Below are 24,795 nucleotides of genomic sequence, written 5' to 3' on the forward strand. Positions count from 1 at the left end.
TTGCGAATTTTATCGTGATTGGTTGTGGTGTTCGAATTGGCCATCGAAATCTTCTGTCTTTTTGACCATGCTGAATAAGCGAAATGCCACAGACAGAGGTGGTTCCAAAAAACGATAAATCTCCTCACTAAGTGATAAGCCAGGATACGAAAGCCTTATTCCATCTTGATATTATACAGGAACTACCGACGCCGAGCTCTGGCGGCTATCTTTCGTTGGCTCTATCCGAAACCATACCGCGTATAGAGCTGGAAGGAAGAGGAGGATCATCACGGTTCCCGCTGCCGTTCCGCCAATCAACGTGTAGGCCATCGATCCCCAGAACACAGAATGAGTTAAGGGTATGAAGGCGAGAATGGCAGCCAGTGCAGTGAGGATGACCGGACGTGTCCGTTGTACTGTCGCTTCAATGACCGCTTTATAATCGTTGAGACCGGCTGCCTGATTTTCCTTGATTTGTTCTGTCAGGATCAACGTGTTGCGCATGAGGATGCCTGCCAATCCTATCAACCCGAGAATGGCGTTGAAGCCGAAAGGCTGATTGAAGACGAGCAGCGTCGGGACCACCCCGGCAAGTCCGAGGGGTGCGGTCAACATGACCATCGTCATCGTTGACAAACTGCGAACCTGGAGAATGATGACGATCAACATGGCTGCAATCATAACCGGAAAGATCTTGACGAGTGCGACATTGGCCTTGAGGGATTCTTCTATATTGCCGCCCATCTCAATCCTGTACCCAAGGGGAAGCGATGCAATGAGCGGCTGTAGTGCCGTCATGACCTGTTGGGAGACCTCCGGGGGTTGTGTGGCCTCGTTGATGTCTGAGCGTATCGTGATCACAGGGGTGCGGTCGCGTCGTTTCAGGATCGGCTCCTCAAACCGGATTTCAGAACGGCCGATCTGATCAAGGGGGACCTGACGGCCATCCCTGCTCATCAGCGAAAAGTCGGAAAGCCGTGATGGATCAAGACGGTTCTCGCCTGCGCTTCGGGCAACGACCGGCACGTTGCGGATATTGTCGCGCACCTGTGTGACAGGGATGCCGCTGAGCAGCAACTGCATCTGCTGGGCTGCCTCGGAGGGTGAGAGACCGATCAGATTGAGTCGATCCTGGTCGGGAACGAACCGCAGCACCGGCGTGCGGTTGCCCCAATCCCGATTGGCCTGGCGGACATCTGGAACACTTTTCATGATAGCAAGAGCCTGCTGGGAGATTTTGTAAAGTTCATCCGGATCCGATCCCATGATCCGAAACTCGACCGGAAATGGCGTGTAGGGCCCAAAGACAAGTTGCGTCACGCGCACAGATGCCTCTGGGACAAGTCCCTCGGAAATGGCGAGGCGCAAGCGATGCTTCAAATCCTCACGCGCATGCGCATCGGGCGTCAGCACAACGATCTTGGCGAAGGCAGGATCGGGCAATTCCGGCGCCATGGCAAAGAAGAAGCGCGGCGCTCCCTGCCCTACATAGCTGGTGACGATTTTTGTTTCCGGCTGCGTTTGCAGCCAGCCTTCGACTTTCTCCACTGCGGCTGTCGTGGTCTCGATGCTTGTACCCTCGGGCATACGAACTTCGACCAGCACTTCGGGTCGATCCGATGTCGGGAAGAACTGCTGTTTCACGCCTCCCATCCCGACGACGGAGATAGCCATTGTGATGCCGACCACGGCGCAGGTCATGAATTTATGGCGAACCGCAAACTCGATGAGGGAGCGCAGGCGACGGTAGTTTGGCGTGTCATAGATTGCGTGCGGTCCGCCTTCTACAGGCTTGATGTCGGGCAGCATCTTGACGCCGAGATAGGGCGTAAAGATCACTGCTACAAACCATGAAACGATCAGCGCAAAGCCCACGACCCAGAATATGTTACCGGCATATTCTCCTGCAGTCGATCTTGCAAAGCCTACTGGCATCAGCCCGATGATTGTGACGAGTGTGCCGGAAAGCATCGGCGCTGCCGTATGGCTCCAGGCATAAGCGGCCGCCTTGATACGGTCCATGCCCTCCTCCATCTTCACCACCATCACTTCAATGGCAATGATGGCGTCGTCCACGAGGAGGCCCAGCGCAAGGATCAATGCGCCGAGCGTGATACGATCGAAGAACCGGCCGGTTTCCAGCATGATGAGAAAAACGACGGCGAGCGTTAGCGGCACGGCAAGTGCGACAACGATGCCGACGCGCCAGCCGAGGGCAACCAGGCTCACAAACAGCACGACGCCAAGCGCCATTGCGAACTTGAGCATGAATTCGCCAACCGCCTCGTCGATGTTGACGGCCTGATCGCTGACTTTGGTGAGCGTCATGCCCAGCGGCAGTGTCTGCGCGATCGCGGCGGATCGCGCTTCAAGCGCCTTGCCGAGATCAAGACCATTCCAACCCTGTTGCATCACGGCACCCAGCATGATGGCTGGCTCACCTTCATGCCGGATGATGTATGTTGCCGGATCCTCATACCCGCGCCGCACATCCGCTAAATCGGAGAGCTTCAACGTCCGCCCAGCAGCTACGATCGGCGTATCGGCGATCGCCTGCACGCTGTTATAGGCTCCGTCGAACCGGATGAACACCTGCGGCCCACGCGTGTCAATGGAGCCAGCTGGCGTGACCGTATTCTGTCTTTGCAAAGCTGCGGCGATATCGGTTGCCGATATTCCAAGTGTCGCGAGCTTGGCATAGGAAAATTCGACGAATATCTGTTCGGGGCGCTCCCCGATGATGTTGATTTTCTTGACGCCCGGAACGCGCAGGAGATCCTGACGGATGACCTCAGCCTGTCGCACGAGGTCCCGCATAGGCATCCCCTTCGCCTTCAATGCATAAAGACCGAAACTCACATCGGAATATTCATCATTGACGAACGGGCCCATCACGCCCGGAGGCAGATTGCGGGCTTCGTCGCTGAGCTTCTTGCGCGCCTGATAGAACTCTTCTTCGACGGCGGCCGGCGGCATGCTATCCTTCAAGGTCACGGTGAGGAAGGCGTAGCCAGGCCGTGTCGTCGTCTCGACACGGTCATACCAGGTCAGTTCCTGGATGCGCTTTTCCAGTGGTTCAGCGACAAGATCCTGCATCTCGCGCGCCGTCGCGCCCGGCCAGACGGAAGTGACCGTCAGGGTCTTGATGGTAAAGGAAGGATCCTCGGCGCGTCCCAGCTTGACAAAGGCGTACGCCCCCGCCGCAGCCAATAGAACGATAAAGAATAAGGTGACGGCACGTTCGCGAACGGCAAGAGCTGACAGGTTGAAGCTCATTGTTTTGTCACCTCTTGCTGCGGGGCAATTCTAACGGCTGCGCCATTTTCCAGGAGATGCGCGCCAAGAGCGACAACCCTCTGGCCAATGTTGACACCGGTGATAAATGCCATCTCCTCGCTGATCCGTTTGATTTCGACTGGTCTAAACGTCACCGTGAGGGTGGCACCGTTGACGACCCAAACACCCGTCCGCCCACCGTTGTCCAGGATCGAACCTACCGGAACTGCGACCTCCGACTGCCTGTGCGCGTCCAGGATTTTAATCGTCACCGTCGAGCCGAGCGGGGCAGAGGCGGCGGCGCCATCGAGGACGTAACGCGCCTCGTAGGTACGGGTCTGCGGATCGGCAGCATCGGAGATCTGTCGCAAGCGCGCCTTTCCGCTGATACCGTCGGCTCCATAGACACTGGCCTCAGCTTGGGATCCTATGTCGGGCCGCAGCGTCTCAGGTAGCCAGACAACGGCTTCACGCGGGCCAGCCTGCGCGAGTTGAACGACCGTCTGGCCCGCGGCCACGACCTGTCCTGGATCTCCAAGCGTCTCGACGACAGTGCCATCTGCATCTGCAAGTAGAACGCTATAGGTGGCTGCATTTTCTGCGACACTGGCGTCAGCTTCAGCGGCCGCAAGCTGCGCCGAGGCCGTGTCGAGCGCTGCTTTCGCTTGTTCATAACGTTGTGGGGTGGCAGCCAGTCCATTTTTCACCAACGCCGCATAGCGTTTCTCATCTGCTTGTACTTGGATCAGGACAGCCCGCGCCGCGATGACCGTATTGCGCTTGGCCGTAAGGGCGAGTTGGAGATCTGTTTCATCTATGCGCATCAGAGCCTGACCTGCCCGAACCTGCTGACCCACATCAACCATCCGCTGGACGATCTTGCCCGGCACCCGGAAACCAAGATTGCTTTGCACCCGTGACGCGACTGTGCCGGTAAACGACCGCTCTGCCGATGCAGTCTTCTTCGCCTCTGTCACCCTTACGAGCGGTGCAACCGTCCTCGGATCCGCGGCATCGGCTTTCCGTTCAGTGGTTTCGGACATTAAGATAAAAGCAGCGACCGCCACCGTTCCCAGAAGACCTACAGATATCAGGACATATTTGCGTTTCATTTTACATTCTCGGTTTGGCGAGCGATCCGTACAATTTAGATTGCGACCTAAATCTAAATATGCCATAGATGTCAAATGAAATCTAATCGGAGGCGAATATGAGAGTGAGCCGCGTGCAGGCAGAGGAAAATCGAGAAAAGGTGATCAACGTTGCCAGCCGCCTCTTTCGAGAGCGTGGCTTTGATGGAATTGGCTTGAAGGATCTGATGAAGGGTGCCGGTCTAACGCAAGGTGGATTCTATAAGCAATTCTCATCCAAGGAACACCTTGCTGCTTTGGCATCCAGCCGCGCCATGGAAAGTGCGACGCGCAGATGGTCGACAGCTGCCGCGACAAGCTCCGATCCCCTGGAGGCGGTGATGTCGTTCTATCTTTCAATGGGGCATCGCGGGGAAATGGCAGATGGCTGCCCATTGGTGGCGCTGGGATCTGATGCGGTGCGCCAGAGTGACGAAGTGAGACACCCATTTGAAGAGGGAGTAGCGGCTCACTTTGAGGTGCTGGATGAACTGATGAACGAAGCCAAGAGCTCCAACCCCAGCGCCAAGGCGATGACAATACTTTCGCTTATGGTTGGTGCCGTCACGCTTTCCCGTATCATGGGGGACAAGAGTTTGGCAGAAGGTATTCTTGATGCTGCGGCTGAGGAAGTCAGGCGCATTGCGCACCGTGAAGATGTCGTCTGAAAGATGCCGCTGGCTTGTTAAGCTCGCCATTGATAAGATTCAAACCAGCAAACAGCACTATCGCTCATCAATGCTTTCGGAGCCCTTGACCACTCCAGTGGATTGATCGAGGTGGTTTCGCCGGAAATATCATTCAAGATCGGTAGATGCGATAGCGATACACGTCGCGAATGTGCTGGTTGAAGAAACGTCCTTTGGAAAAGGCATGGCGAAAATCGTCATATATTCCAGGCGGCACATCCATATAGTCGTACCGATTTCTGCTTGTCACAAACCATATTGACAATATCCGTGCCGCTTCATCATAGCTGGTATTTCGGATCAACGTAGAAGGCATTTTATCCCTCACTAACCTACACTACCCGGAGCTCTCTGACGGCCCGAACCATAACCTGTCGGTAGGGAAATGGTTCCCGCATCCGAGCCTGTAAGCCGGTCGCGATGCAGCGACGGAACAAGACGGCTGTCACATGCTGAAGCCACAACAATTGCGGCCTATTGCGCAACCGATGTTGCGGGACACAGGAAAAAGTCTGCCATTCACGTCCGACTGGTTGGGCGTCTCGGCAACGGAGCTTCAACGATTCTACAATTGCTGAGACCGATTGAAGATGACGAGGATCGACAGATCGCCCAGCTAGTCGCGGCGCAACCGTCGATGTCCCCATCACCCCAGGAAGGATTTAATGGCCGCCTTTGGTTGTCGGGACGGGGGTATTGAGCAACTGCTGCTCCCACAGATAGGCAATGCCGCTGCCGGCCATGTGCGAGATGAGCACTTCGGTCAGCTCTTCGACGTGCTCGGTGCGAGCCCAGTCACGCTGCCACTCGCCAGCAAGAGCCATCCAAGTCATCATGTTAACGCCTGCCGCAATCATCCGCTGGATGGCGACCTGATGAGATTCGGTTGAGCTTCCGCCCGATGCGTCAGTGATTACAGTCACATCCCAGCCTTCGCCAGCTGCCTGAATCGCTGGCATCGCTACGCAAACTTCGGTCCACAGACCTGCGATGATTAGTTGCTTGCGACCGGTCGCCTTCACCACGTCCACCACCTTCTTGTCCTCCCACGTATTCACCCAGGTCCGGTCGATTACTTCCTGCCCTGGGAAAACGTCTGTGATTTGCTTGAAGAGCTTGCCGCCGCGGTCCGCAATCACGCTGGTGAGGATGGTCGGAACATTGAAGGCTTTTGCCAGCTTTGCTAGCGCAGTCGTGTTGTTGACGACGGCCTGAGGATCATGGCTATTGAGGTTAGTTAGCTGGTAAGGCTGATGATCAATCAGAACGAGGACGGAATCTTCGGGACGAAGGAGAGAATTGAGGCCGTTACGAAAGGTCATTGAATATAGATCCTATATTGGCGGTTCGTTAAGAGATGTTGCGAGGATACCCTCATCGGAGAGCCATCCGCAGCCAACTTGTCATTGTCTTCTGCGAGCCGGTAGACCTAAATCGTGTGACGCTGTGTTGCAGGAAAAGGAACGCGATGTGCAACTTGAGGATCTGAGAATATTCATCGAGGTCGCTGATGCCGGCGGGATATCGTCAGCGGCGCTGCGCCTGGGCATTTCGAAGTCGATGGTCAGCCGGAGAATCACCCAGCTCGAGGCGGAACTTGGCGCACAGTTACTTGCGAGGACGACCCGTGGTATAGCGCTGACAGAAGCAGGTGTTACATTCAGGGAGCACGCAGCCCGGATTTCCACCGAACTGGATGTCGCAAAGGAAACGATGTTGCCGGCCGGTGAGCTTCGAGGCCGCCTGCGCATAGCCGTACCACTGTCATTTGGTCCAACGCATTTTGCTCCTGTCCTATCGCAGATGGCGCGCCGACACCCCCAACTGCATATCAGCTCTTCCTATACTGATCGCTTCGTAGATCTCGTTGGAGAAGGTTTTGACTGCGCAATCCGTGTAGGCCACCTTCAGGATTCCAACCTCGTCGCAAGACGTGTGGGACCACTCTTTGGCAAACTTGTCGCAAGTCCTGCCTACGTCGAGGCTCACGGCGCTCCCGTAACACCGGATGAGATTGTGAATCACCAAGTGGTCATGCGGGAAGCTGAAACGTGGCAATTTATGGACGGCGACAAGATTGTCCTGGTGCGCCCCCAAGGGCGTTTCGTAGCTGACAACGGAGTATCGCTCGTGGCGGCCGCTTTGGAGGGGATAGGGGTCGCCTATCTACCCGAACCGCTCGTCGCCGATCATATCTCGTCGGGCGCATTGGTGCCAATCATGACAGGTTATCCGGTTCCACCGGCCGCCATCTTCGTCGTGAGACCGCCCGGTCGGTATCCCACGAGAAAAGTGAGAATCCTCACTGAGATGCTTATCGAATGTTTTGGAAACTTGACCGAGGGCGAGGAGAGCAACGGCAAAGGAGACGCTTGATTGGGCCATGAACAGCCTAAAACTACAATGGTACCCGTTCAGCCTGAAATCGAGACATTCGGATGTTTCTCATTGTCGGCAATGACGTCCTGTTAAGTTTCGGCAGAAGGCTAACGCGCATTATCGACCGCCACAGCCGTTTTCGGCGTGACGCGCCTTTCACTCGTCATGACATTTTATGCAAAACGGATCAGAATAAAATGCTCCGCTTTACGATTGCCGGGGACATCCGGTTTTCATCAAGAGATGTCTGAGGTTGCTTCGGCATAGCCATCATCTATGTCCCGTATCGCTGACTGCTTTCGATCAGTTCCCTCGTATAAGGATGATGGCTGTTATTATTGCGCAGATCATCGGCCGAAATTTCCTCGATGATTTCTCCGTTGTTCATCACGATAAGCCGGCTGCACATGTGCGCAGTAACAGCCAGATCGTGGCTCACAAGAATATATGTCAGTTTCATTAACTCGCGCAGGTCTGAAAGCAGATTAAGTATCTCAGCCTGCACCGAGACATCGAGCGCGGATGTCGGTTCATCAAGCAGAACTATTTCTGGCTTTATAATAAGTGCCCTTGCGATCGCCACTCTTTGACGTTGACCGCCGGACAACTGGTGGGGATAGCGCGTGCGGAATGCCGGACTAAGACCCACACTACAAAGCGCCTCTTCGATGATCTTCGTCGTGCGTGGCATGCCCTGCGCGCGCAACGGTTCTGACAGAGCAGTCCCGATCGTGTGGCGAGGGTGCAAGGTCCCGTACGGGTCCTGGAATACCATTTGAACGATACGCATTTCATCAACCCTTCGGGAATGCGACAATTTTGAGCCACCAATGGAGATCTGCCCCTCCCACCCGGTTTCAAGGCCACTGATGCACTTGAGAAGGCTTGACTTTCCACACCCGCTTTCCCCGACAATGCCAAAAGCCTCACCCTTTTCCACCCTGAAGGAAACACCGTTCAACGGTCTTACGGCTGACTTGCCCTGACCATAGCTCAGACTGATGTTCTCAATTTCGATCATTGCGCAATGCTCCGTTTCAGATCGAGCTGCCACGCCGGATCGCGGACAAGAACCGACAGGCGTTCTTCCGCCGCTTCGAGACGGGGCCTGCTCGCAAGCAACCCCCTCGTATAGGGATGTTTCGCGTTTCCTAGAGAACTGGCCCGCAGTTCTTCCAGAATCTGCCCCGCATACATGATCAAAAGGCGGTGACAAAAGCCTTCCGCCAGATCCAGATCATGGGTGATGAAAATTAGTCCTATCCCTCTAGCGCTAACGAGCTCGTCCAGTAGTTCGAGCAACTGCCGCCGCACGGTGACGTCCAAAGCCGATGTTGGCTCATCAGCGATAATGATACTGGGCTTTGCGACGAGTGTGATGGCAATCATGATACGCTGCCCCATGCCACCAGAAATCTGATGAGGATACAATTCATAGACGCGTCGGGGATCCCGGATCTTCACGCTGTCGAGCATTTCCAGAACATGGTCTTTCTTCTCTTTGCCACGTTTCCCCAGGTGCAGTGCTACCGCTTCGCCGATCTGATCGCCGATTTTCATTGTGGGATCGAGGGCATATTTGGGATCTTGAAGGATCATACCGATCTGGGAACCGCGGATTTGTAGCATCTGTCTTTCAGTTGCTTTGCCGATGTCAGAACCGCAAAAATCGAGCCTGTCGGCAGATATAGTGGCAATGCGAGGCAGCAGCTTCAGGATTGTTCTTCCCAATGTCGATTTACCCGAACCCGACTCCCCCACAATGCCAAGCTTTTCTGCGCGAAGGTCAAACGACAGATTTCTGAGTGCGTCCACCGCCTCGTTACCGTTTCCAAACCGGACACAAAGTCCTCTTACGGAAAGAAGCGGCGCAACTTCATGCTCTTGATACTCGGTCATCGTCAGTATGTCCTTGGGTCCATGGCATCACGCAATGCATCACCGACCATATTGAACGACAGGCTGGTGACGAGAATCGCGATGCCTGGAAAAGCCGCGACCCACCAATGATCAATCATGACTTTTCGTCCTGTTGAAATCATCGTTCCCCATTCGGCGCTGGGTGGTTGAGCGCCCAGTCCGAGAAATCCAAGGCCTGCAGCAGTCAAGATGAATCCCGCCATGCTGAGGGTCACGCGAACAACAATGGACGGAAGACACAGCGGAACGATATGCCGGAAAATGATCCGGGGCGGAGAAGCACCATACATGCGCGCTGCAGATATGAAATCGGATGAGCGGATGCTCAAGGTTTCAGCCCTTGCCAGTCTCGCGATAGGTGGCCAGGCAGTGAACGCCATGGCAAGGACCGCGTTTTCCGTCCCCGCGCCGAGCGCCGCCACGAAAGCCAATGCAAGGACGAGCGAGGGCAAGGCTAGGAAAATGTCGACTATCCGCATGAGGACCCTGTCGACCCAGCCGCCAAAGTAGCCCGAACACACCCCTATACATAATCCGATTGGTGCAACGAGAAGCGACACCGAAATGACGATGAACAGGGTGGTCCTGGCACCAAACAGCAGTCTGCTGAAAATGTCTCGTCCCAGCTCGTCCGTGCCTGCCCAGTGTTCCCAGCTTGGCGGCTGCAGCACAGCACCAAGCGATTGCAGATATGGATCGTAATTTGCGAGAATAGGCGCCGCCGACGCGAGCAGAATAATTGCGGCGATGACTGCCAGGCCTACGACGCCTGGCAAATCAGTTCGGAAAATTCTCCAGAATTCCAGAACATGTTGCATTGAGCGCACAAGTTTGGTGGATCTGGCGGACTGAACCGCGTTTTCAGCAATCATCATTGGTGGGTCCTTGGATCAAGCAGGCGATAGAGGATGTCGCTGATAAGGTTCAGTCCCAGAAAGATCGTCCCGATAAGCAGTGTCGCTGCCATAACAGCGTTCATGTCCCCGATGAGCAGCGCATTGGTAAAATATTGTCCAAGCCCCGGCCAGGCGAAGACGGCCTCGACAAGGACTGTTCCCTCTAGAAGGCCGCCATAGGCAAGCGCCAGTACCGTGAGCAACTGGACCCGGATATTGCGGAAGGCGTGTCCCCAGATGACCTTTCGTGCGGAAAGGCCTTTAACACGCGCTGCGATAATGTATTCCTGCGGTAATTGCTCGAGCATGAAACTGCGCGTCATGCGTGCGATGAATGCGGTGGAACTATATCCTAATATACTGGCGGGCAGGATCAGATGGTTCACCGCATCCCAGAAGACCTCCATGTCGCCAGCAAGCACCGCATCGACAGTTATGAATCCGGTTACCCTCGGCACGATATCGAGATTGTAGAGACTGAGTTGTCCGGAACCGCCCACCCAATGCAGAGCAGCATAAAAAAGCAAAAGACCCATCAAGCCCAGCCAGAAGATCGGGGTAGAATGCCCCATCAACATGACGATCCGCAGAATGTTATCGGTTGTCCTGCCCCTGTTTACAGCAGCAAAGACGCCCAGCGGTATGCCCAGCACGGCACCAATCAGAATTCCGGACGTTGCAAGTTCGATTGTTGCGGGAAACACATTGACCAGGTCCGACAGAACCAGGTTTCCCGTAAGTCGGGCCCGCCCGAAATCACCTACCAAAGCATTTGATACAAAAATCGAGAATTGTTCCAGCAACGGCCGGTCGAGTCCAAGCTCTTGCGAAACCTGCTGATAGGTTTGCGCGTCCGCCTGGTCGCCAACGATGGTCAAAACCGGATCAACGGGAAGCACCCGGCCGATGAAAAAGATAATGATCATCAATCCAAGGAACGCGCCCAGGACACTGATCAGGGGCCCTATCATGGATTTTACAATGGCGGGGGCACGATACCCTACCCCTCCTGAAGTCGTGGTGGTTTTTATCAACATGATCTGCCCGAACTACTCTGGAGTCTTGGTAACATAGAACCAGCTTGGGGACCGGGCCTGCTGATCGACAAGTCCCTTGACGTTTGCGCGGATGGCACTGGGTTGGGTTGCTGCCGCGATCGCGAAGAGCGGTGGCGTCGAGGCCAGAAACTTTTCCTGAATTTGCTTGTACAGTTCAAGCCGCCTTGCTTCATTCAGTTCTGCTCGTGCCTCTGCGGTAAGGGCAGTCAACTCGGGGATCTCCCAGGACGTGCGCCATGCCAGACTGGCTGTCTGGGTGCTTTTCGGGCCGTTGTCAAAATTACTCGTATAGGCCTGGATTGCTCCTAGTACATTGGGCATCTGTCCGCCGCTTCTTCCCACAATCATCGAGAATTGCCGTTCTCGCATCTTCCCGTAGACCTGCGTGCCGTTGCCCTGATTTATCTCAACCTTTATGCCTGCCTGTCCCAGCGTACCTTGGAGCGCAGTTGCAATCTCCACAAATGGCGAATCTGAAAGCACAAGCATGCTTGTACTGAAACCGTCGGGATACCCGGCTGCCGTTAAAAGTTCCTTGGCTTTTGCGATATTCGGTTTGTAGCCCGGATCGGGGATTGCCCCCGGGTAATCAGACGGCACGGGCACTTGTCGGGCAATGCCGTAGTCGCCAACGACTGCTGCCTGGATCCCCTCATAGTCAATCAGAAAAGGCAGGATAGCACGCATCTCAGGCTTTGAAAAAACTGGATCGGCTGTGCTGACAGCCAGATAGTAGAAGCCCCCGCTCGCTACCTTCTGGATTTCCACAGTGTTATTGGCTTTCAGGGCCCTGAGGTCTGTAGCAGAAAGCGAGCGGGCTACATCCAGATCGCCATTTTCAATCTGAAGACGCTGGCTCTGGGATTCTGGCATATGCCGGATTATAATCCGTTTGAGGGCAGGCTCGCCCCGCCAATATGCGGCATTGCGATCGAGAATGACGGAATCGTTGGCGCTCCAGCGCTTGAGCACGAAGGGACCAGATCCAGCGGAATTATTGGTGAGCCAGGCCTTGCCCAAATCATCGTTGGATTGATTTTCCAACACCGTCTTGCTGTCCACGATATTGCCGACCGTGCGTGCTAGCGTAAAGAGAATGATCTCGGGATTGATATTGGCAGAAGGCTTCAGCACAACCGTATGTTCATCAGGGGCAGAGATTGAAGAATCCAGCACGTCGGCTGAATAACCTATCTCACGCAGGAAAGATGCCGGCCCTCGGTTGAGCTTCATGACACGTTTCAGTGACCAGATCACGTCGGCCGAGGTCACTGCATTGCCGGATTGAAACCTTGCGTTCTGACGCAGATTGAATGTTATCGTTCCATCCGCAGCAACGCTCCACTTCTCCGCGAGGCCCGGCACAATCTTGCTTGGCGTTACCGGATCCATTTCGATCAAGCGATCATAGAGATTATTGAGAACGTCGAAGGATTCAGTTTCGACGGCTTCTGCCGGGTCCATGGTCAAGAGATTTGTCATGGACAGACCAATAATCAATTGATCCTTTGGTGTCTCGGCATGGACTGTGACAGGCACTGCGAGCAGCACCGATGCGATTGTGGCTGCAGCAAATTGCAGTTTCAGATTCATAGACAGATCCTCCCGATCTTTTATTTGTTATTAGGAAAAAAGCACGCCGCCGTTGATGTCGAAACATCCTCCCGTCACGTAGCTGGCCGCATCAGAAGACAGCCAGGCTGCAAATTCGGCGACCTCGGCCGACGTGCCCTCACGCTTTAAAGCTGTGGCTCCAGCAACGCGTGTTCGAACTTCCGGCTTGGTGAAACTGTCGTGGAATGTGGTATTAATCATTCCCGGACAGAGCGCATTGACGCGTACCTTCGGGCCGACTTCCTTGGCCAGCCCCCGGGTGAAGCTCATCACTCCACCTTTCGATGTGGCATAGGCAAGGGCACCTGGCCCGCCACCGTCGCGCCCAGCCTGCGACGCAAATGTTACGATTGAAGCGCCCTCGCCCATGTGGGGAAGCACTGCCTTTACTGTAAGGAACAGTGAGGTGAGATTGAGATCGAGCACCTGGTGCCAGAATTCGGCGTCCATTTCGGTCACGGTCTTGCGTGCAACGAGACCGCCTGTGACAAACTGCAGAATGTCGATTCCGCGCCCAAAGTTTCCCCGGACCTGCTCGATCGCTCGATCCACTTCAGCCTGCCTGGTGAGATCGGCGCCAATAGCAATGGCCTTGCCACCCGAGCCGTTTATCTTGCTTACGGCCTCTAAAGCGGCCTTTTCACTTGAATTATAAAGTATGGCAACGTTAGCGCCCTCTGCTGCCAGTTTCGCCGCACAGGCAAGGCCGATATCACGAGCGCCGCCAGCGACGATTGCAGTCTTGTTCTTGAACATCGTTTTCATTCCTTCAGTCATTTTTTATCCGGCGATACCGATTTGAGTTTTGGATTGGGGGCGGCTGACCGATTCGATATAGCTCCACAGCGCATGGTCCTCACCCAGCTCCCAGATACGCTTGTCGACTTCACCTAGGTGGTTGCGGATTGCGGCGGAGGCGCGCCCCGGATCACGAGCGGCAATTGCATCCACGATTTCTTCGTGCTGACGAATTACCGTTTCGGTTCGGCGAACGCCGAGCCGATTCTTCAAGCTGCGAATCCGGTCAACTTCCACCTTGGCAACCTCCATGATGGGAACCAACCCCTTCAATCCTGCCGCCTTCAGAATAAGGGCGTGGAATTGCTCATCGCAGAGGAAGAACTCCCAATAGGCTTTGCTATCCAGCACCTCGCGCTGCCTAGACAAATTTGCCTTCATCCGGATGATGTCTTCATCCGACCGGAGCGTTGCTGCCTGCGCAGCCGCAGCCGCTTCAATGTGGAGACGGGCAAAACATCCCTCCCGAAACCTTTCTATATTGATAGGAGCCACGCGCGTGCCGCTTTTTGGGACGACGGTAACCAGACGCTCTTCCACCAACCTTATCAAAGCTTCCCGGATAGGCGTTTTGCTGACGTTGAGACAACGCGCGATGTCCTTTTCCGAGAGAGCCGCTCCAGGACGCAACCGCACTTCTACGATTGCCGTTCGCAAGGCACAATGTACCTGCGTGACCAGGTTTCCCTCACCCGTCAGCAAAGCAGGACTTAGAACAGCGTCCAATCGATCATCTACAACCATTCTGGTATCTCCGTTATCAATCTGAGATATCACATTGCATTTGTAATATGCAAGTGTAATAACGTGCCATATCAATTTGGATGGAACGAATGCGTATCGAAAAAGTCGTCCTGACGCCGGTTGCCATACCGGACAAGCCACTTCTCAACTGCAAGGGTGTGCATCAGCCCTACGCGCTGAGGACAATTATTGAACTCATTTGTGATAACGGCACTGTGGGGCTTGGGGAAAGCTATGGCAGCATCAAGGCACTGACAGGGCTGCGCGAGGCAGCTGAAGTGTTAGTTGGTCTTGATCCTTTTCATCTGCACGATCTGAAACAACGTGTGATGAATGCCTTGCCGAACGGCGGCGGCATCAATGCCAAAACCGCTGTGGCCGACCATAAGCTTACGGATGTTGTGGCCAGCGCCTATGAAGTTGCTTGCTTGGATATTCAAGGAAAAGCGCTGGGTCGTCCGGTCTCGGACCTTCTTGGTGGAGCGATACGTTCCACTGTTCCCTTCAGCGCCTATCTCTTTTTCAAGTTCGCCGCACATATCGGCGCCGAACCTGATGATTGGGGTGAGGTTCTGACCCCTGCGGCGATGGTTGGAGAGGCGCGGCGTTTTGTCGACGAGCACGGATTCCGGTCCTTGAAGCTGAAGGGCGGCGTCCTTGAACCGGCTCTCGAAATCGAGACCATGCTGCAGCTTCGTGCCGCATTTCCGGATCATCCTCTGCGCATCGATCCCAATGGCGGCTGGACAGTTCCCACGGCGATCCATGTCGCGCAAAAACTCGAAGGCGTACTTGAGTATCTGGAAGACCCTGTTCTGGGTATGGAAGCTATGGCGCAGGTAGCCCGCTCCTGCAATATTCCCCTCGCAACCAATATGGTTGTTCTCGAGTTCGACCATCTGGCCGAGGCGTTGCGCCGGGAAGCGGTGAAGATTGTTTTGTCGGACCATCATTACTGGGGTGGCCTGCGCGCCTCTACACATTTGGCGAAACTTTGCGAAGCCTTCGGATTGCAGGTCTCGATGCATTCAAACTCCCACCTCGGCATAACTCTTGCGGCCATGACGCACCTGGCTGCAGCGACGCCCAATCTGAATTTCGCCTGCGATACCCACTACCCATGGACAAATACCGATATCATCGAAGGTCAACCGTTTCGTTTCGTAAACGGAAATCTCAGCGTGTCCGCAAAACCCGGTTTGGGCGTTTCCATTGATCGGCAAAAGCTGCGCAAACTGGCAGACCTTTACGAGAGCGCAGGCATGAATGACCGGAATGACACGCTTTACATGCAGCAATTCGATCCCACTTACGAGCGCCGCGTACCGCGTTGGTAATCTGAGCATAATCAAGAAGGATATAGATCATGACCTCTTCCCTGACAGCCGAAACACGTGCAAAATTTCGCCAGGTAAGCAGCGCAACGCTATGCACTGCACTCTTCAAACGGGGCTTGCGCAACCAGTTTGTTCAGGACGTAAGGCCCGTTGGAACATCCGGTCGCACTATGGTGGGGCCAGCATTTACGCTCCGCTATATACCTGCCCGAGAGGATCTCAATCAATTGTCAGTCTTTCGCAACCACGACCACCCACAGCGCAGGGCAGTCGAGGAATGTCCTGCGGATGCAGTACTGGTAATCGACAGCCGCAAGGATGCAAGGGCAGCGTCAGCCGGGTCGATATTGGTTACGCGCCTCATGCAAAGGGGCGTCGAGGGTGTGGTGACCGACGGCGGATTTCGGGATTCGCCCGAAATAGCTGAACTTGGTTTTCCGGCCTATCATAATCGGCCATCGGCACCGACCAATCTTACGCTTCATCAGGCGCTTGACATCAATGTACCGATCGGCTGCGGCGACGTTGCGGTCTGGCCGGGAGACATCATGGTTGGCGACAGTGAGGGCGTCGTGGTCGTTCCCGCACACCTGGCAGAAGAGATCGCCGACGAGGCGCTGGAGATGACGGCCTATGAGGATTTCGTTCTGGAGCAGGTGCAGCTTGGAAAATCCATAATCGGTCTCTACCCCCCCACCGATACCGATAATTTGAGAGTATTTCATGAATGGCGAGAATATAATCATCGGTGAGCGTCTTGCAAAGGATGTGCGCTTCATGCCCGGTGGCAGACAACGGTAAGGCGATTTGCGCCAATACCAATTCGGGCTGGACATGCGGCCAGGGTTGTTGACTGTCTGACAGACTTTGTCGCAATAGCTTGTCGGCAGCCGCTGTTGCGTCTTGGCATCAAAAAGATGAACCTCGTAAGATCAGGTGATTTTATAAGACTGTCTCCTGCGCGCACGTCCAATCGTCCTCTTACGGTTGCCACATGTTGATGTGATCCAGGTATAGTGGTCACTTGCGTTTCCGCGCCGGTAGGTTCGATGAGGACGATTTCAGCCGTGAATGGTCCCTGCCCGATGGTGATATGCTCCGGCCGAATGCCGTAAATAATCTCGCTCCCCGATTTCAAGGATGCGCCATCCGGCAATGGAAATTCGCCTCCGCCATCAGCGGTGAATACATGCGACTTGGTTGTACTGACCTTGCCTGGAATGAGATTCAATCCGGGTAAACCGATGAAACCCGCGAGGAAAATGTTCCCCTGCGATCATACAGATCAAGCGGAGCCAATCTGCTCCACATATCCATCTTTCGTAACGACAATTCGATCGGCCATCGTCATGGTTTCAATTTGATCGTGAGTCACGTAAATCGTAGTGGTCCTCAACCGTTGATGTAATTGCTTGATTTCGGTGCTCATCTGATCACGCAGCTTTGCGACCTGATTCATGGTTCGTCAAACAGGAAAACTGCGGATTTCTCACGATCGCACGCCCCATAGCTATACACTGAGGCTGCCTGCCCGAAAGGCTTTTGGGATAGGGATCCCAAAGATATTCAAGGCCAAGTATCGGGGCAGCGTCTCAAACGCGTTCGGTGCTTTCGCCACTTGAGTGAGCCCCCCATATTCGCCACAACCGTCAGATGAGGATAAAGCGCATAGGACTGGAACAACATCGCGATATCTCGCTCATGGGCGACATCATTTACCACAATGCCGCCCATCGAAATCGTGCCATTGGAATTTCCTCTAGACCGGCGATCATGCGCAACAAGGTTGAATTGCCGCAACCGGATGGCCACAAATTCGCCGCTCTCGATATCGATATCCACTCCATGTAAACTTCGAAGTGACCGAGCTTTTGCGGAGCGGGTTTCTCCTGGACGTTTCTCTCAACGTTTCACCATCTATAACGCGGATGGCAGGATTGTTAGTGCCTAAAAAATTGCCCGCGATATTACGGTAAGCGAGGAAGCGGAGCGCGTTCAGGGTCTTTGGGTCATCGGGTTGAGTAATGGATCACATGATACCTGAACCAGATTAAAAGCCTGCTCTGTCCCGTCTATTCAATTTGAACTTCCCTGTTGCAGCGCCAGCAATTCGGAAACTGTGACAAATTTAAAGCCCCGCGCCTTGAGACCATCGATCAGAGCGGGCAATGCCTGCCGGCTGGCCCCTCGGCTTTCGTACATAACGTGCATGATGATGATCGAGCCGTTGGTCGCATTGGTAATCACATAGTCAGCCATAGCTTGGGGATCAGCAGCTGTGACCAGATCCGCTTCAGGTTCCACATCCCACATGATCGTGGTGCGGTCGTTCTTCGCCAAATACCAAGGCAATGCGACGAGTTTCTTGCCATATGGCGGACGGAAATGCAGCTCGCCTTTATACCCGGCATCACGGATCGCAGCATCCGTGTTCTCGATCTCCTCGCGAACCGTTGCGGGGCTCACGAAGATCATGCGATTATGCGACCAGGAATGATTGCCGATCTCGTGACCGGCATCCGCGATAGCTTTGGCCCCTGCCGGATTCTGGGCAGTCTCTCGCCCGGTGAGGAAGAATGTCGCCCTAACGTCGTGCGCTTTCAAAATTTCGAGCACGGGTTGAGTATAGTCGGTTGTGGGACCGTCATCGAAGGTAAGCGCCACAACAGCCTGATCAGTGTCGACGCGGGCTAGGAGATCGCCAAAGAGCTGGAAGGTTCTAGCGTTGGTCAAACGCAAGATGCCGAACAGTCCGGCGATGACCAGCGCAAAGACGACAGGTACCATTATCCAACGACGCATCATTGCCTACTCGTTAAGAGTCTTTGACGGCAGCGCCTGGCGGTAACGCCAATAGCTTCGCACACCGTGTCCGCACTTTAACGGCAGAAATGAGGCCGGAATCTGCCGGATTGTAAAGTGCCCGCTTTCGCCGTTGCAGCGATGAGGTGGCTTTCCCGGAAGCGGACATTTGCGCTGTCACAGTACGCCAGCATATCTTACGTTGATGATGCGACAACGTTCAGGATCAGTGCCCTTCATTCCAGTGACGCGGCTCAGACATGGCGAAAAGATAATCTGAAATTTTCACAACATCTAACCAGCCATCGTCGGTCGTAAAATGATAAGGCAGCGTGTGCTGGAAGTCGCGCGCATTGATCTTTTTTATCATTGACTGCTCTGATGAGTCCGCAGGATATCCGTCATTCAGGCGCGGAGCAACCAGCCGGTCGGGGTTTCTTGGCGGGTGAGCGTTCGTCGTTAAATCGACAATCTCGAGCCGGCCGCCCCGTACTTAGCCGCCGGCCAGTAGCCAAGAGCCGAGCGAATTCCCACTCTCCTGCCAACGCTCGCCTTCTTCCCCGAGGCGCCGAAGCATGGGACGGTCTTTGCGGCTGCTTTCCCGTTGCAAATATTGTCGCTGGACTACGGCATATTCGTTTTGATCGGAATCCGACGGGACTGTTAGAGGACACAAGATGCGTCCCAACAATGAACCAATGATATGAAACGCTTGGAAGTCGAAAGTGACCGGTGGGCTAACCCGTTTGTGCACTCCAAAATTGAATGCGTGAAATCTCTAATTCAAATCCCTTCGGAACCTCTGTGTCAGACGTCGGTTAAGGAATCAAACCGCAACACTCTGGCACTTCGTCGTACGAGAGGACATTTTATGATCACCTGTGTTGTTAACTGTGAGATCGATCTGACAAAGATCGAGATATTTGAGAAGTTCGCGTCAGCCTGGATTTATCTCGTGACCGAACACGGAGGCACACATCACGGTTATTTTCTACCTTCGGAAGGAGCCAGCGATAAGGCTCTCGCTTTGTTTAGTTTTGATGGTCTGGCTTCGTATGAACGATTTCGTTCCTTGTTTGGGGTTGATGCTCGGTTCATTAAAGTCGATTGGATCCGAGATGAAAGTGGATGTGTAATAAGGCACGAAAGGACGTTCATGCGCCCCTTCTTTGCTTCTGATATCACCGGGATTGAGGGTGAAGTTTAACAGGAGAGCCATAACGTCTGGTCGCACTTAAATCGGTCTGGAGTTTAGAATGGAATTTACATCAATTCTTGTATTCGCCGTAGCGCTGGCAATCGCATCTGCGTCTCCAGGACCAAGCGTGGCGGCATTGGTGTCAAGGGTTATTGCCACAGGCTATAGAGGCGTCTTGCCGTTTTTAGCTGCAATGTGGTTTGGCGAAGCGATTTGGCTTGCGCTGGCGGTGTGCGGCTTATCTGTCCTCGCTCAAATGTTCCAACCGCTGTTCCTGATCGTCAAATGGATCGGCGTGGCTTATCTTCTCTACCTGGCATGGAAGATGTGGAATGCCCCAGTTTTCCTCACTGGTCAGACCGTGCCTGGCGAAATATCCAAGGCAAAACTTTTTGCAGCAGGCTTTGCTGTTACGATGGGCAACCCAAAAACGATGATGTTCTATGTTGCTCTGTTACCCACGATTGTCGATCTCGATGCCATTTCGACAGTCGGTTGGTTCGAGCTCACTGCGACGATGTTGGTCGTCGTCGTATCCATTGATGTTGCATGGACTGTAGCTGCGGCGCAGACGCGACGCCTGCTCAAACACCGCAAGGCTATGATGATTGCCAATCGTACGAGCGCTGGCATGATGGCAGGAGCGGCCGCGGCGATCGCCGTTCGCTAATGTGGCAAAACGGCCAGATCTGGCTAAAGTTTTGCTTTAGATTTAACCCCGGTTTGGGAGGCTGGCGGTCACTGTATTGCCATGCCGTCGCAAAGATTGTGCGTCTCCTTCATCAACGAAACCAGTGCTACCTTGTCCTCGCGAAGTTTAGCCAGCAAGTCTCGCAGTGTTACGAAATCAGCATCATTTTCGAGCAGACGCTTCGCTTTGGAGATATGGCCGATCGAACAGGTGGTCGTGCCGTCAATTTTACGGACCCGCTCGGCGATGCATCCGTCTTCGCGAATATCTGTTCGCCTGCTCATCTAACATCAGGTGATAATAGCGGAAATGCGACCGCTCATGTGCCAGTGGAAATTCTTGGTCTGAGGTAAAGCACAAACACATCAGCCAGAAGTGTTATCAATGCGCCGGAGACAAGGTAAACCGTGCTTCAGTCTCTAAGTTATTTGTATGAATTCTGTGGTCATGAAGTCGATGAAGGCTCGCACCTTCCTTGGGACGATTGGCGCACGAGGATAGATGATCGAGACCGTGCTTGATATTGGCTGGTATCCTTCCATCACAGGCACCAGCCGTCCAGTGGCCAGGTCCGCATTGGCGACGAAGCTCGCAAGAATGGCGATGCCTCGACCATCGAGCGCCGCATGATGCAAAGCAGCGATATTGTCCGAGTGCATGATGGGATCGACCGAAAGTTCCACAAACCGTTCGGCCCGTTCAGTCTCCATCGTGCGCCGTGAATGAACGTGAGATATGCAGGATTCTGTGGGATTGCAACTCGTCCGGGTGCGTAGGGCTGCCATGAGCATCGACGTAGGATGGCGAGGCTACTAGGAAACGGTCGTTCTCAGCGATCTTCTTCATCCGATAATCACCGCCGTTTTCGCTCGCACCGATGCGAACGGCGGCGTCAAAGCGATCACTTATGAGGTCAACCACATGATCACTGAAGTGCAAATCGAACCGTAAGTCTGGATAGGCGCATGAAGGCCAGCAGGCGTGGGGCAATTTGGGGCTGGCGGTCACGGTCGGGTGTTGCGGATCGCCGAACCGCTTGTCGCTGGTCAACGCAAGATTGAGGTGATCGCGGAGGATCTGAACAGTCCCGTCAACCTTACGGTTACCGATGATGGAATTGCCTATGTCACTGAGTCCCACATCCGCCACCGTATGGTCAACGGATTAGAAGAACAGCGCCCCCGCTCCTTCCACGTTGTGATCGTTCCCCTGATCTGAGGCTGCACCGCGCTGAAGATATGCCAGGCTAAGCGAACCGGTTACACGGCGGTCAGAAATTGCGGTTGCGAAAGGTGCCCCTCCCTGTGTTAGAATTTTATGCTAGTATAAGCTACCGGGCAGGTTCAGTCCGCTTTGCCGGTTTCGGCCAAGTCTGGCTTGTCCGGACTAGCCTGGACTCATCAAAACCATGGGCCCGATTTTGCGCACCTGCTGCCGCTTAAACCATCGTGATCGAGAAAATGACATTGTCAAAGGACCACAATCACCCCCAGCATCATGACCATGCGCACGGTGACGAACACCCCCATCAGGAGGTTGACTGGCGCGACAACGGGGTCAAGGTCATTCCTGGTAACCAGTTGGACCCCAATACGGCCCAGACGCCTGGCATGAACCGCGCGACGGCCATCAACAACGCGCGGGCTGGTGCGGAGAAAATCTGGGCTGGAACGGTAACAATCCATGCCAATGCCAAAACCGGCGCCCATCACCACGGCGATCTTGAAAGCATCATTTATGTCGTCAAGGGCAAGGCTCGCATGCGCTGGGGAAACCGTCTCGAGTTTACCGCGGAAGCCGGGCCTGGCGATTTCATCTATGTTCCGCCCTTTGTGCCGCATCAGGAAATCAATGCGAGTGAAGACGAGACACTCGAATGCGTGCTCGTGCGCTCCGGCCAGGATCCCATTGTCGTCAATCTTGATATTGAAGCGGTGGAAAGACCGGAAGGCGTCCTGTGGAAGGACCCCATTCATCGATAGGCGCGACGTTCGTGCGGGGCGACGCAGCCGATTCCGTACAAATCACGTTTAGAGATCCTTAAGCATGTTGGTCGCCTCAAGATTTGTTCCGGCAGCATCGACCATCCTGACTTTCCCGGCCCAAAAACTGTCATGGCAACCGTCAGTGGTTGCGCCGTGAAAGAACCGTCGCCCCTACACGTTATTATATGACGCAAGTGTCCGAGACAAACGAGGGTTTCGACGGTTCAAAATAATCCTGAATGTATCAACGGTCCTCAGCCATTTTTCCCCCGTGGCGCTCCACCCAGCGTATTGCTTGGTGAAATCGATGCGACCTGGCCGCACAAAACGTGCGGTAATCTTACTCGCACAAAGACGACCAGGCGTCCCAAGCTACAGTTCCGATTCAGGCACCAGGTCTCGCCAGTTAAAATTCTCTTTGAAACCCAGGACTTCCCGCGTTTTCCGATTGGATAAAGGCGCCTCAAACTCATCCATTTCACGGCGCAGCGTTGTACCAGGGCAATACCGCTGGAGAAACTCGCGCGTTGGAAGCAAAGCCGTGATCGTGTCATTTACGGCATTAAAAACTTGAAAGCCCAAACCATCTTTGCGTATCGCCAAATCCACAATCTGGCCAAGATCGCGAGCGTCAATATAACTCCACGCGTTTCGTTTGCGCGACATTGGCCTGGCCAGGAAATCCGGGAACAATTTATACTCGTGAGGTTCGATAACGTTGCCTATCCGGAGTGCATAAATATCGGCACCGTATCGTGCGGCGAATGCTCGTGCCGTGTTTTCATTAACGAGTTTTGACAGGCCATAACTGTCCATGGGATCAACGTCGTAATCTTCCTCAAGGGGAAAATGATGAAAATCCTTGTCACCTTCGGCGAAACATACACCATAGGTTGTCTCGCTCGACGCAATAACGATCTTTCGTATGCCAAGCTTAACAGCCGCTTCGATAACGTTATAGGTTCCCATAGTGTTGATCTGAAAGGTCTCGTTATCGGGTCTGATCAGGACCCGCGGAACAGCGGCAAAGTGAACCACGGCATCCACTGGTGCCGGACCTTTGCCACTTTCAAAGCCATTAAATCCGAAATGGCTGGACAAGGCATTGAACATTTGCCCGCTGTCAGTAATGTTCGCCACCAGTGTGTTCACGCTGGGATGGTCTAACGGCGTCAGATCCACGTTCAAGATGTCGTAGCCTTTGTCAGCCAAATATTGCACGACGTGACGACCGGCCTTTCCTGTACCGCCTGTGAAAACAATCCGCTTACTCATACTTTGACTTCCCTATTGATTTTGCCGGAACTTACGCAGTCGGTCGAACAGCACTGCCACCAAGATTGCCCCGCCTATAAAACAACCCTGCCAGAATGCGTTGATACCGAGCAAGCCGAGGCTGTTGCGAATGATTTCAATCAAAGCTGCCCCCACCAATGCGCCGAAGGCAGTTCCAACGCCTCCGGCCAGCGCGGCCCCACCGATGACCGCCGCTGCAATGACCTGCAACTCCAGGCCTGAACCGATATTTGTCGTTATCGCGCCAAGCCATCCAGTTTGAATGATACCTGCAATGCCGGCTGACAGTGATGATATCATGTAAACCGCAACCTTGATCGGGCGGACGGGAACGCCCGTCAATGTGGCGGCATGCTCATTTCCGCCAATGGCATAGATATGCCGGCCGAACCGGGTCCACCGCAAAATAAAACCTGTCAGCAATGCCAGTACAATCATGTACAAGACCGGATTCGCAATGCCGAAGAACCAAGCCCCGCCGCCAAGAGAAAGGAGTTTTGCCTGATCCGGACCGAATTCGAACACCACCGTATTGCCTGAAGCAACCATCGCCAGACTGCGGGCGATCGATAACATGCCGAGCGTAACAACAAACGGCGGCATTCCTAAGTACGCAATCAGAACACCATGGAAAGCACCAATGACGAGCGCGGTTGCAATTGATGCAATGACGCCCACTTCAATACTATAGCCAGCATGCATAACCACGCCCAGCACCATGCTGCAAAGGCAAAGGACAGATCCAACAGATAGATCAATGCCGCCTGTGATAATAACGAGCGTCATCCCGAGTGCGATGATTGCCACAAACGTCACGTTTCGCGTGATATTGTAGAGGTTCTTTGATGTTGCAAAGGAATCTGTAGCAAAAGAAAGAAAAATGCAGGCTAATACTACTGCTGCGAGAACCCAAAAGGTCTGGCTGCCCAGTTTTGCAGATAGCCAACTTTCCTGTTTTTGGTCAATCGTTTGGTCAAGCGTGGTAGCCATGATGACGTCC

Annotated in this window: 24 protein-coding genes and 2 pseudogenes; 7 read left to right on the forward strand and 19 right to left on the reverse strand. The window is 54.1% G+C overall.

The features are described from left to right. Positions 1-171 precede the first annotated feature (171 nt). The gene (locus AC6CHM_RS17360) at positions 172-3,258 is read right to left on the reverse strand and encodes an efflux RND transporter permease subunit (RefSeq protein WP_498173844.1); all 3,087 of its coding nucleotides are present in this window, start codon (positions 3,256-3,258) and stop codon (positions 172-174) included. After that, the gene (locus tag AC6CHM_RS17365; protein WP_498173845.1) at positions 3,255-4,370 is read right to left on the reverse strand and encodes an efflux RND transporter periplasmic adaptor subunit; all 1,116 of its coding nucleotides are present in this window, start codon (positions 4,368-4,370) and stop codon (positions 3,255-3,257) included. Before AC6CHM_RS17365 ends, AC6CHM_RS17360 begins: the two co-directional genes overlap by 4 nt. A gap of 98 nt (positions 4,371-4,468) precedes the next feature. On the opposite strand from AC6CHM_RS17365, the gene AC6CHM_RS17370 reads away from it, so the two are divergent. After that, on the forward strand, positions 4,469-5,056 hold the full coding sequence (locus AC6CHM_RS17370) for a TetR/AcrR family transcriptional regulator (protein ID WP_336441778.1): 588 nt from the start codon (positions 4,469-4,471) through the stop codon (positions 5,054-5,056). A 133-nt stretch (positions 5,057-5,189) separates the two neighbouring features. Here AC6CHM_RS17370 and AC6CHM_RS17375 read toward each other — a convergent pair whose 3' ends face one another. Both AC6CHM_RS17375 and AC6CHM_RS17380 read right to left on the reverse strand, forming a co-directional pair. After that, entirely contained in the window at positions 5,190-5,393 is a 204-nt protein-coding gene (locus AC6CHM_RS17375; RefSeq protein ID WP_307276693.1) for a KTSC domain-containing protein, read from the reverse strand. Positions 5,394-5,739: 346 nt separating this feature from the next. After that, entirely contained in the window at positions 5,740-6,399 is a 660-nt protein-coding gene (locus tag AC6CHM_RS17380) for a hydrolase (protein WP_498173846.1), read from the reverse strand. A 148-nt stretch (positions 6,400-6,547) separates the two neighbouring features. Here AC6CHM_RS17380 and AC6CHM_RS17385 point away from each other — a divergent pair, with 148 nt between their 5' ends. Next, a complete protein-coding gene (locus tag AC6CHM_RS17385) occupies positions 6,548-7,453 on the forward strand; it encodes a LysR family transcriptional regulator (RefSeq protein WP_498173847.1) in 906 nt (301 codons plus the stop codon). Between the two features lie 277 nt (positions 7,454-7,730). Here the strand turns inward: AC6CHM_RS17385 and AC6CHM_RS17390 are convergent, their stop codons facing one another. The 7 genes from AC6CHM_RS17390 to AC6CHM_RS17420 are packed head-to-tail and all read right to left on the reverse strand — an operon-like array spanning position 7,731 to position 14,486. Further along, positions 7,731-8,477, reverse strand: coding sequence for an ABC transporter ATP-binding protein (locus tag AC6CHM_RS17390; protein WP_498173848.1), 747 nt, complete (start codon positions 8,475-8,477; stop codon positions 7,731-7,733). Then, positions 8,474-9,355 carry an ABC transporter ATP-binding protein gene (locus tag AC6CHM_RS17395; RefSeq protein ID WP_498173849.1) on the reverse strand — a complete coding sequence of 294 codons (882 nt, stop codon included), beginning with the start codon at positions 9,353-9,355 and terminating at the stop codon, positions 8,474-8,476. The genes AC6CHM_RS17390 and AC6CHM_RS17395 overlap by 4 nt, the downstream gene beginning before the upstream one ends. Positions 9,356-9,357: 2 nt before the next feature. After that, positions 9,358-10,194 carry an ABC transporter permease gene (locus AC6CHM_RS17400; protein WP_498173903.1) on the reverse strand — a complete coding sequence of 279 codons (837 nt, stop codon included), beginning with the start codon at positions 10,192-10,194 and terminating at the stop codon, positions 9,358-9,360. Positions 10,195-10,247: 53 nt separating this feature from the next. After that, positions 10,248-11,309, reverse strand: coding sequence for an ABC transporter permease (locus AC6CHM_RS17405; protein WP_498173850.1), 1,062 nt, complete (start codon positions 11,307-11,309; stop codon positions 10,248-10,250). Between the two features lie 12 nt (positions 11,310-11,321). Further along, positions 11,322-12,923 (reverse strand): ABC transporter substrate-binding protein, encoded by a 1,602-nt coding sequence (locus AC6CHM_RS17410; RefSeq protein WP_498173851.1) that lies wholly within the window; start codon positions 12,921-12,923, stop codon positions 11,322-11,324. A gap of 30 nt (positions 12,924-12,953) precedes the next feature. Next, entirely contained in the window at positions 12,954-13,721 is a 768-nt protein-coding gene (locus AC6CHM_RS17415) for an SDR family NAD(P)-dependent oxidoreductase (protein WP_498173852.1), read from the reverse strand. Positions 13,722-13,724: 3 nt separating this feature from the next. Further along, complete coding sequence (locus tag AC6CHM_RS17420) at positions 13,725-14,486, reverse strand: GntR family transcriptional regulator (protein WP_498173853.1); 762 nt, start codon at positions 14,484-14,486, stop codon at positions 13,725-13,727. An 89-nt stretch (positions 14,487-14,575) separates the two neighbouring features. Between AC6CHM_RS17420 and AC6CHM_RS17425 the strand changes: the two genes are divergently transcribed. After that, positions 14,576-15,823, forward strand: coding sequence for a glucarate dehydratase family protein (locus AC6CHM_RS17425; protein WP_498173854.1), 1,248 nt, complete (start codon positions 14,576-14,578; stop codon positions 15,821-15,823). A 26-nt stretch (positions 15,824-15,849) separates the two neighbouring features. After that, positions 15,850-16,575, forward strand: a complete 726-nt coding sequence (locus tag AC6CHM_RS17430) for a ribonuclease activity regulator RraA (protein WP_498173904.1) — start codon at positions 15,850-15,852, stop codon at positions 16,573-16,575. A 126-nt stretch (positions 16,576-16,701) separates the two neighbouring features. Here the strand turns inward: AC6CHM_RS17430 and AC6CHM_RS17435 are convergent. The 3 genes and pseudogenes from AC6CHM_RS17435 to AC6CHM_RS17445 all read right to left on the reverse strand — a co-directional run. Next, positions 16,702-17,694, reverse strand: a pseudogene (locus tag AC6CHM_RS17435) (ABC transporter ATP-binding protein); the annotation flags it as partial. 205 nt (positions 17,695-17,899) lie between these two features. Further along, positions 17,900-18,628, reverse strand: coding sequence for a polysaccharide deacetylase family protein (locus AC6CHM_RS17440; RefSeq protein ID WP_498173855.1), 729 nt, complete (start codon positions 18,626-18,628; stop codon positions 17,900-17,902). 223 nt (positions 18,629-18,851) lie between these two features. Further along, entirely contained in the window at positions 18,852-18,995 is a 144-nt protein-coding gene (locus AC6CHM_RS17445; protein WP_498173856.1) for a hypothetical protein, read from the reverse strand. A 501-nt stretch (positions 18,996-19,496) separates the two neighbouring features. Between AC6CHM_RS17445 and AC6CHM_RS17450 the strand changes: the two genes are divergently transcribed. Together AC6CHM_RS17450 and AC6CHM_RS17455 are read left to right on the forward strand one after the other, a co-directional pair. After that, positions 19,497-19,832: an NIPSNAP family protein gene (locus AC6CHM_RS17450; RefSeq protein ID WP_498173857.1), complete on the forward strand. Its 336-nt coding sequence runs from the start codon at positions 19,497-19,499 to the stop codon at positions 19,830-19,832. 49 nt (positions 19,833-19,881) lie between these two features. Next, positions 19,882-20,493 carry a LysE family translocator gene (locus AC6CHM_RS17455; RefSeq protein WP_336441774.1) on the forward strand — a complete coding sequence of 204 codons (612 nt, stop codon included), beginning with the start codon at positions 19,882-19,884 and terminating at the stop codon, positions 20,491-20,493. Between the two features lie 57 nt (positions 20,494-20,550). On the opposite strand, the pseudogene AC6CHM_RS17460 reads toward AC6CHM_RS17455, so the two are convergent. The 3 genes and pseudogenes from AC6CHM_RS17460 to AC6CHM_RS17470 form a co-directional block, all read right to left on the reverse strand. After that, positions 20,551-20,911 (reverse strand): annotated as a pseudogene (locus AC6CHM_RS17460) (Dps family protein); the annotation flags it as partial. 22 nt (positions 20,912-20,933) lie between these two features. Then, the gene (locus tag AC6CHM_RS17465) at positions 20,934-21,224 is read right to left on the reverse strand and encodes a LysR substrate-binding domain-containing protein (RefSeq protein WP_498173858.1); all 291 of its coding nucleotides are present in this window, start codon (positions 21,222-21,224) and stop codon (positions 20,934-20,936) included. Beyond that, positions 21,214-21,654: a LysR substrate-binding domain-containing protein gene (locus tag AC6CHM_RS17470; RefSeq protein ID WP_498173859.1), complete on the reverse strand. Its 441-nt coding sequence runs from the start codon at positions 21,652-21,654 to the stop codon at positions 21,214-21,216. The genes AC6CHM_RS17465 and AC6CHM_RS17470 overlap by 11 nt, the downstream gene beginning before the upstream one ends. 320 nt (positions 21,655-21,974) lie before the next feature. On the opposite strand from AC6CHM_RS17470, the gene AC6CHM_RS17475 reads away from it, so the two are divergent. Further along, entirely contained in the window at positions 21,975-22,496 is a 522-nt protein-coding gene (locus tag AC6CHM_RS17475; RefSeq protein ID WP_440810787.1) for a cupin domain-containing protein, read from the forward strand. Between the two features lie 375 nt (positions 22,497-22,871). Here AC6CHM_RS17475 and AC6CHM_RS17480 read toward each other — a convergent pair whose 3' ends face one another. Then, complete coding sequence (locus tag AC6CHM_RS17480) at positions 22,872-23,774, reverse strand: NAD-dependent epimerase/dehydratase family protein (RefSeq protein WP_336441771.1); 903 nt, start codon at positions 23,772-23,774, stop codon at positions 22,872-22,874. Positions 23,775-23,786: 12 nt separating this feature from the next. Continuing rightward, the gene (locus tag AC6CHM_RS17485; protein ID WP_498173860.1) at positions 23,787-24,785 is read right to left on the reverse strand and encodes an ABC transporter permease; all 999 of its coding nucleotides are present in this window, start codon (positions 24,783-24,785) and stop codon (positions 23,787-23,789) included. Positions 24,786-24,795: the final 10 nt, after the last annotated feature.

The sequence above is a fragment of the Phyllobacterium sp. GQ127 genome (genome assembly GCF_059758635.1).

Coding starts and splice junctions, on each gene's coding strand:
- AC6CHM_RS17365 (WP_498173845.1), bottom strand. CDS start 4,370: ATGAAACGCAAATATGTCCTGATATCTGTAGGTCTTCTGGGAACGGTG.
- AC6CHM_RS17370 (WP_336441778.1), top strand. CDS start 4,469: ATGAGAGTGAGCCGCGTGCAGGCAGAGGAAAATCGAGAAAAGGTGATC.
- AC6CHM_RS17395 (WP_498173849.1), bottom strand. CDS start 9,355: ATGACCGAGTATCAAGAGCATGAAGTTGCGCCGCTTCTTTCCGTAAGA.
- AC6CHM_RS17450 (WP_498173857.1), top strand. CDS start 19,497: ATGATCACCTGTGTTGTTAACTGTGAGATCGATCTGACAAAGATCGAG.
- AC6CHM_RS17425 (WP_498173854.1), top strand. CDS start 14,576: ATGCGTATCGAAAAAGTCGTCCTGACGCCGGTTGCCATACCGGACAAG.
- AC6CHM_RS17410 (WP_498173851.1), bottom strand. CDS start 12,923: ATGAATCTGAAACTGCAATTTGCTGCAGCCACAATCGCATCGGTGCTG.
- AC6CHM_RS17485 (WP_498173860.1), bottom strand. CDS start 24,785: ATGGCTACCACGCTTGACCAAACGATTGACCAAAAACAGGAAAGTTGG.
- AC6CHM_RS17465 (WP_498173858.1), bottom strand. CDS start 21,224: ATGGAGACTGAACGGGCCGAACGGTTTGTGGAACTTTCGGTCGATCCC.
- AC6CHM_RS17415 (WP_498173852.1), bottom strand. CDS start 13,721: ATGACTGAAGGAATGAAAACGATGTTCAAGAACAAGACTGCAATCGTC.
- AC6CHM_RS17455 (WP_336441774.1), top strand. CDS start 19,882: ATGGAATTTACATCAATTCTTGTATTCGCCGTAGCGCTGGCAATCGCA.
- AC6CHM_RS17440 (WP_498173855.1), bottom strand. CDS start 18,628: ATGATGCGTCGTTGGATAATGGTACCTGTCGTCTTTGCGCTGGTCATC.
- AC6CHM_RS17405 (WP_498173850.1), bottom strand. CDS start 11,309: ATGTTGATAAAAACCACCACGACTTCAGGAGGGGTAGGGTATCGTGCC.
- AC6CHM_RS17375 (WP_307276693.1), bottom strand. CDS start 5,393: ATGCCTTCTACGTTGATCCGAAATACCAGCTATGATGAAGCGGCACGG.
- AC6CHM_RS17390 (WP_498173848.1), bottom strand. CDS start 8,477: ATGATCGAAATTGAGAACATCAGTCTGAGCTATGGTCAGGGCAAGTCA.
- AC6CHM_RS17360 (WP_498173844.1), bottom strand. CDS start 3,258: ATGAGCTTCAACCTGTCAGCTCTTGCCGTTCGCGAACGTGCCGTCACC.
- AC6CHM_RS17400 (WP_498173903.1), bottom strand. CDS start 10,194: ATGCAACATGTTCTGGAATTCTGGAGAATTTTCCGAACTGATTTGCCA.
- AC6CHM_RS17475 (WP_440810787.1), top strand. CDS start 21,975: ATGACATTGTCAAAGGACCACAATCACCCCCAGCATCATGACCATGCG.
- AC6CHM_RS17445 (WP_498173856.1), bottom strand. CDS start 18,995: ATGATAAAAAAGATCAATGCGCGCGACTTCCAGCACACGCTGCCTTAT.
- AC6CHM_RS17380 (WP_498173846.1), bottom strand. CDS start 6,399: ATGACCTTTCGTAACGGCCTCAATTCTCTCCTTCGTCCCGAAGATTCC.
- AC6CHM_RS17420 (WP_498173853.1), bottom strand. CDS start 14,486: ATGGTTGTAGATGATCGATTGGACGCTGTTCTAAGTCCTGCTTTGCTG.
- AC6CHM_RS17480 (WP_336441771.1), bottom strand. CDS start 23,774: ATGAGTAAGCGGATTGTTTTCACAGGCGGTACAGGAAAGGCCGGTCGT.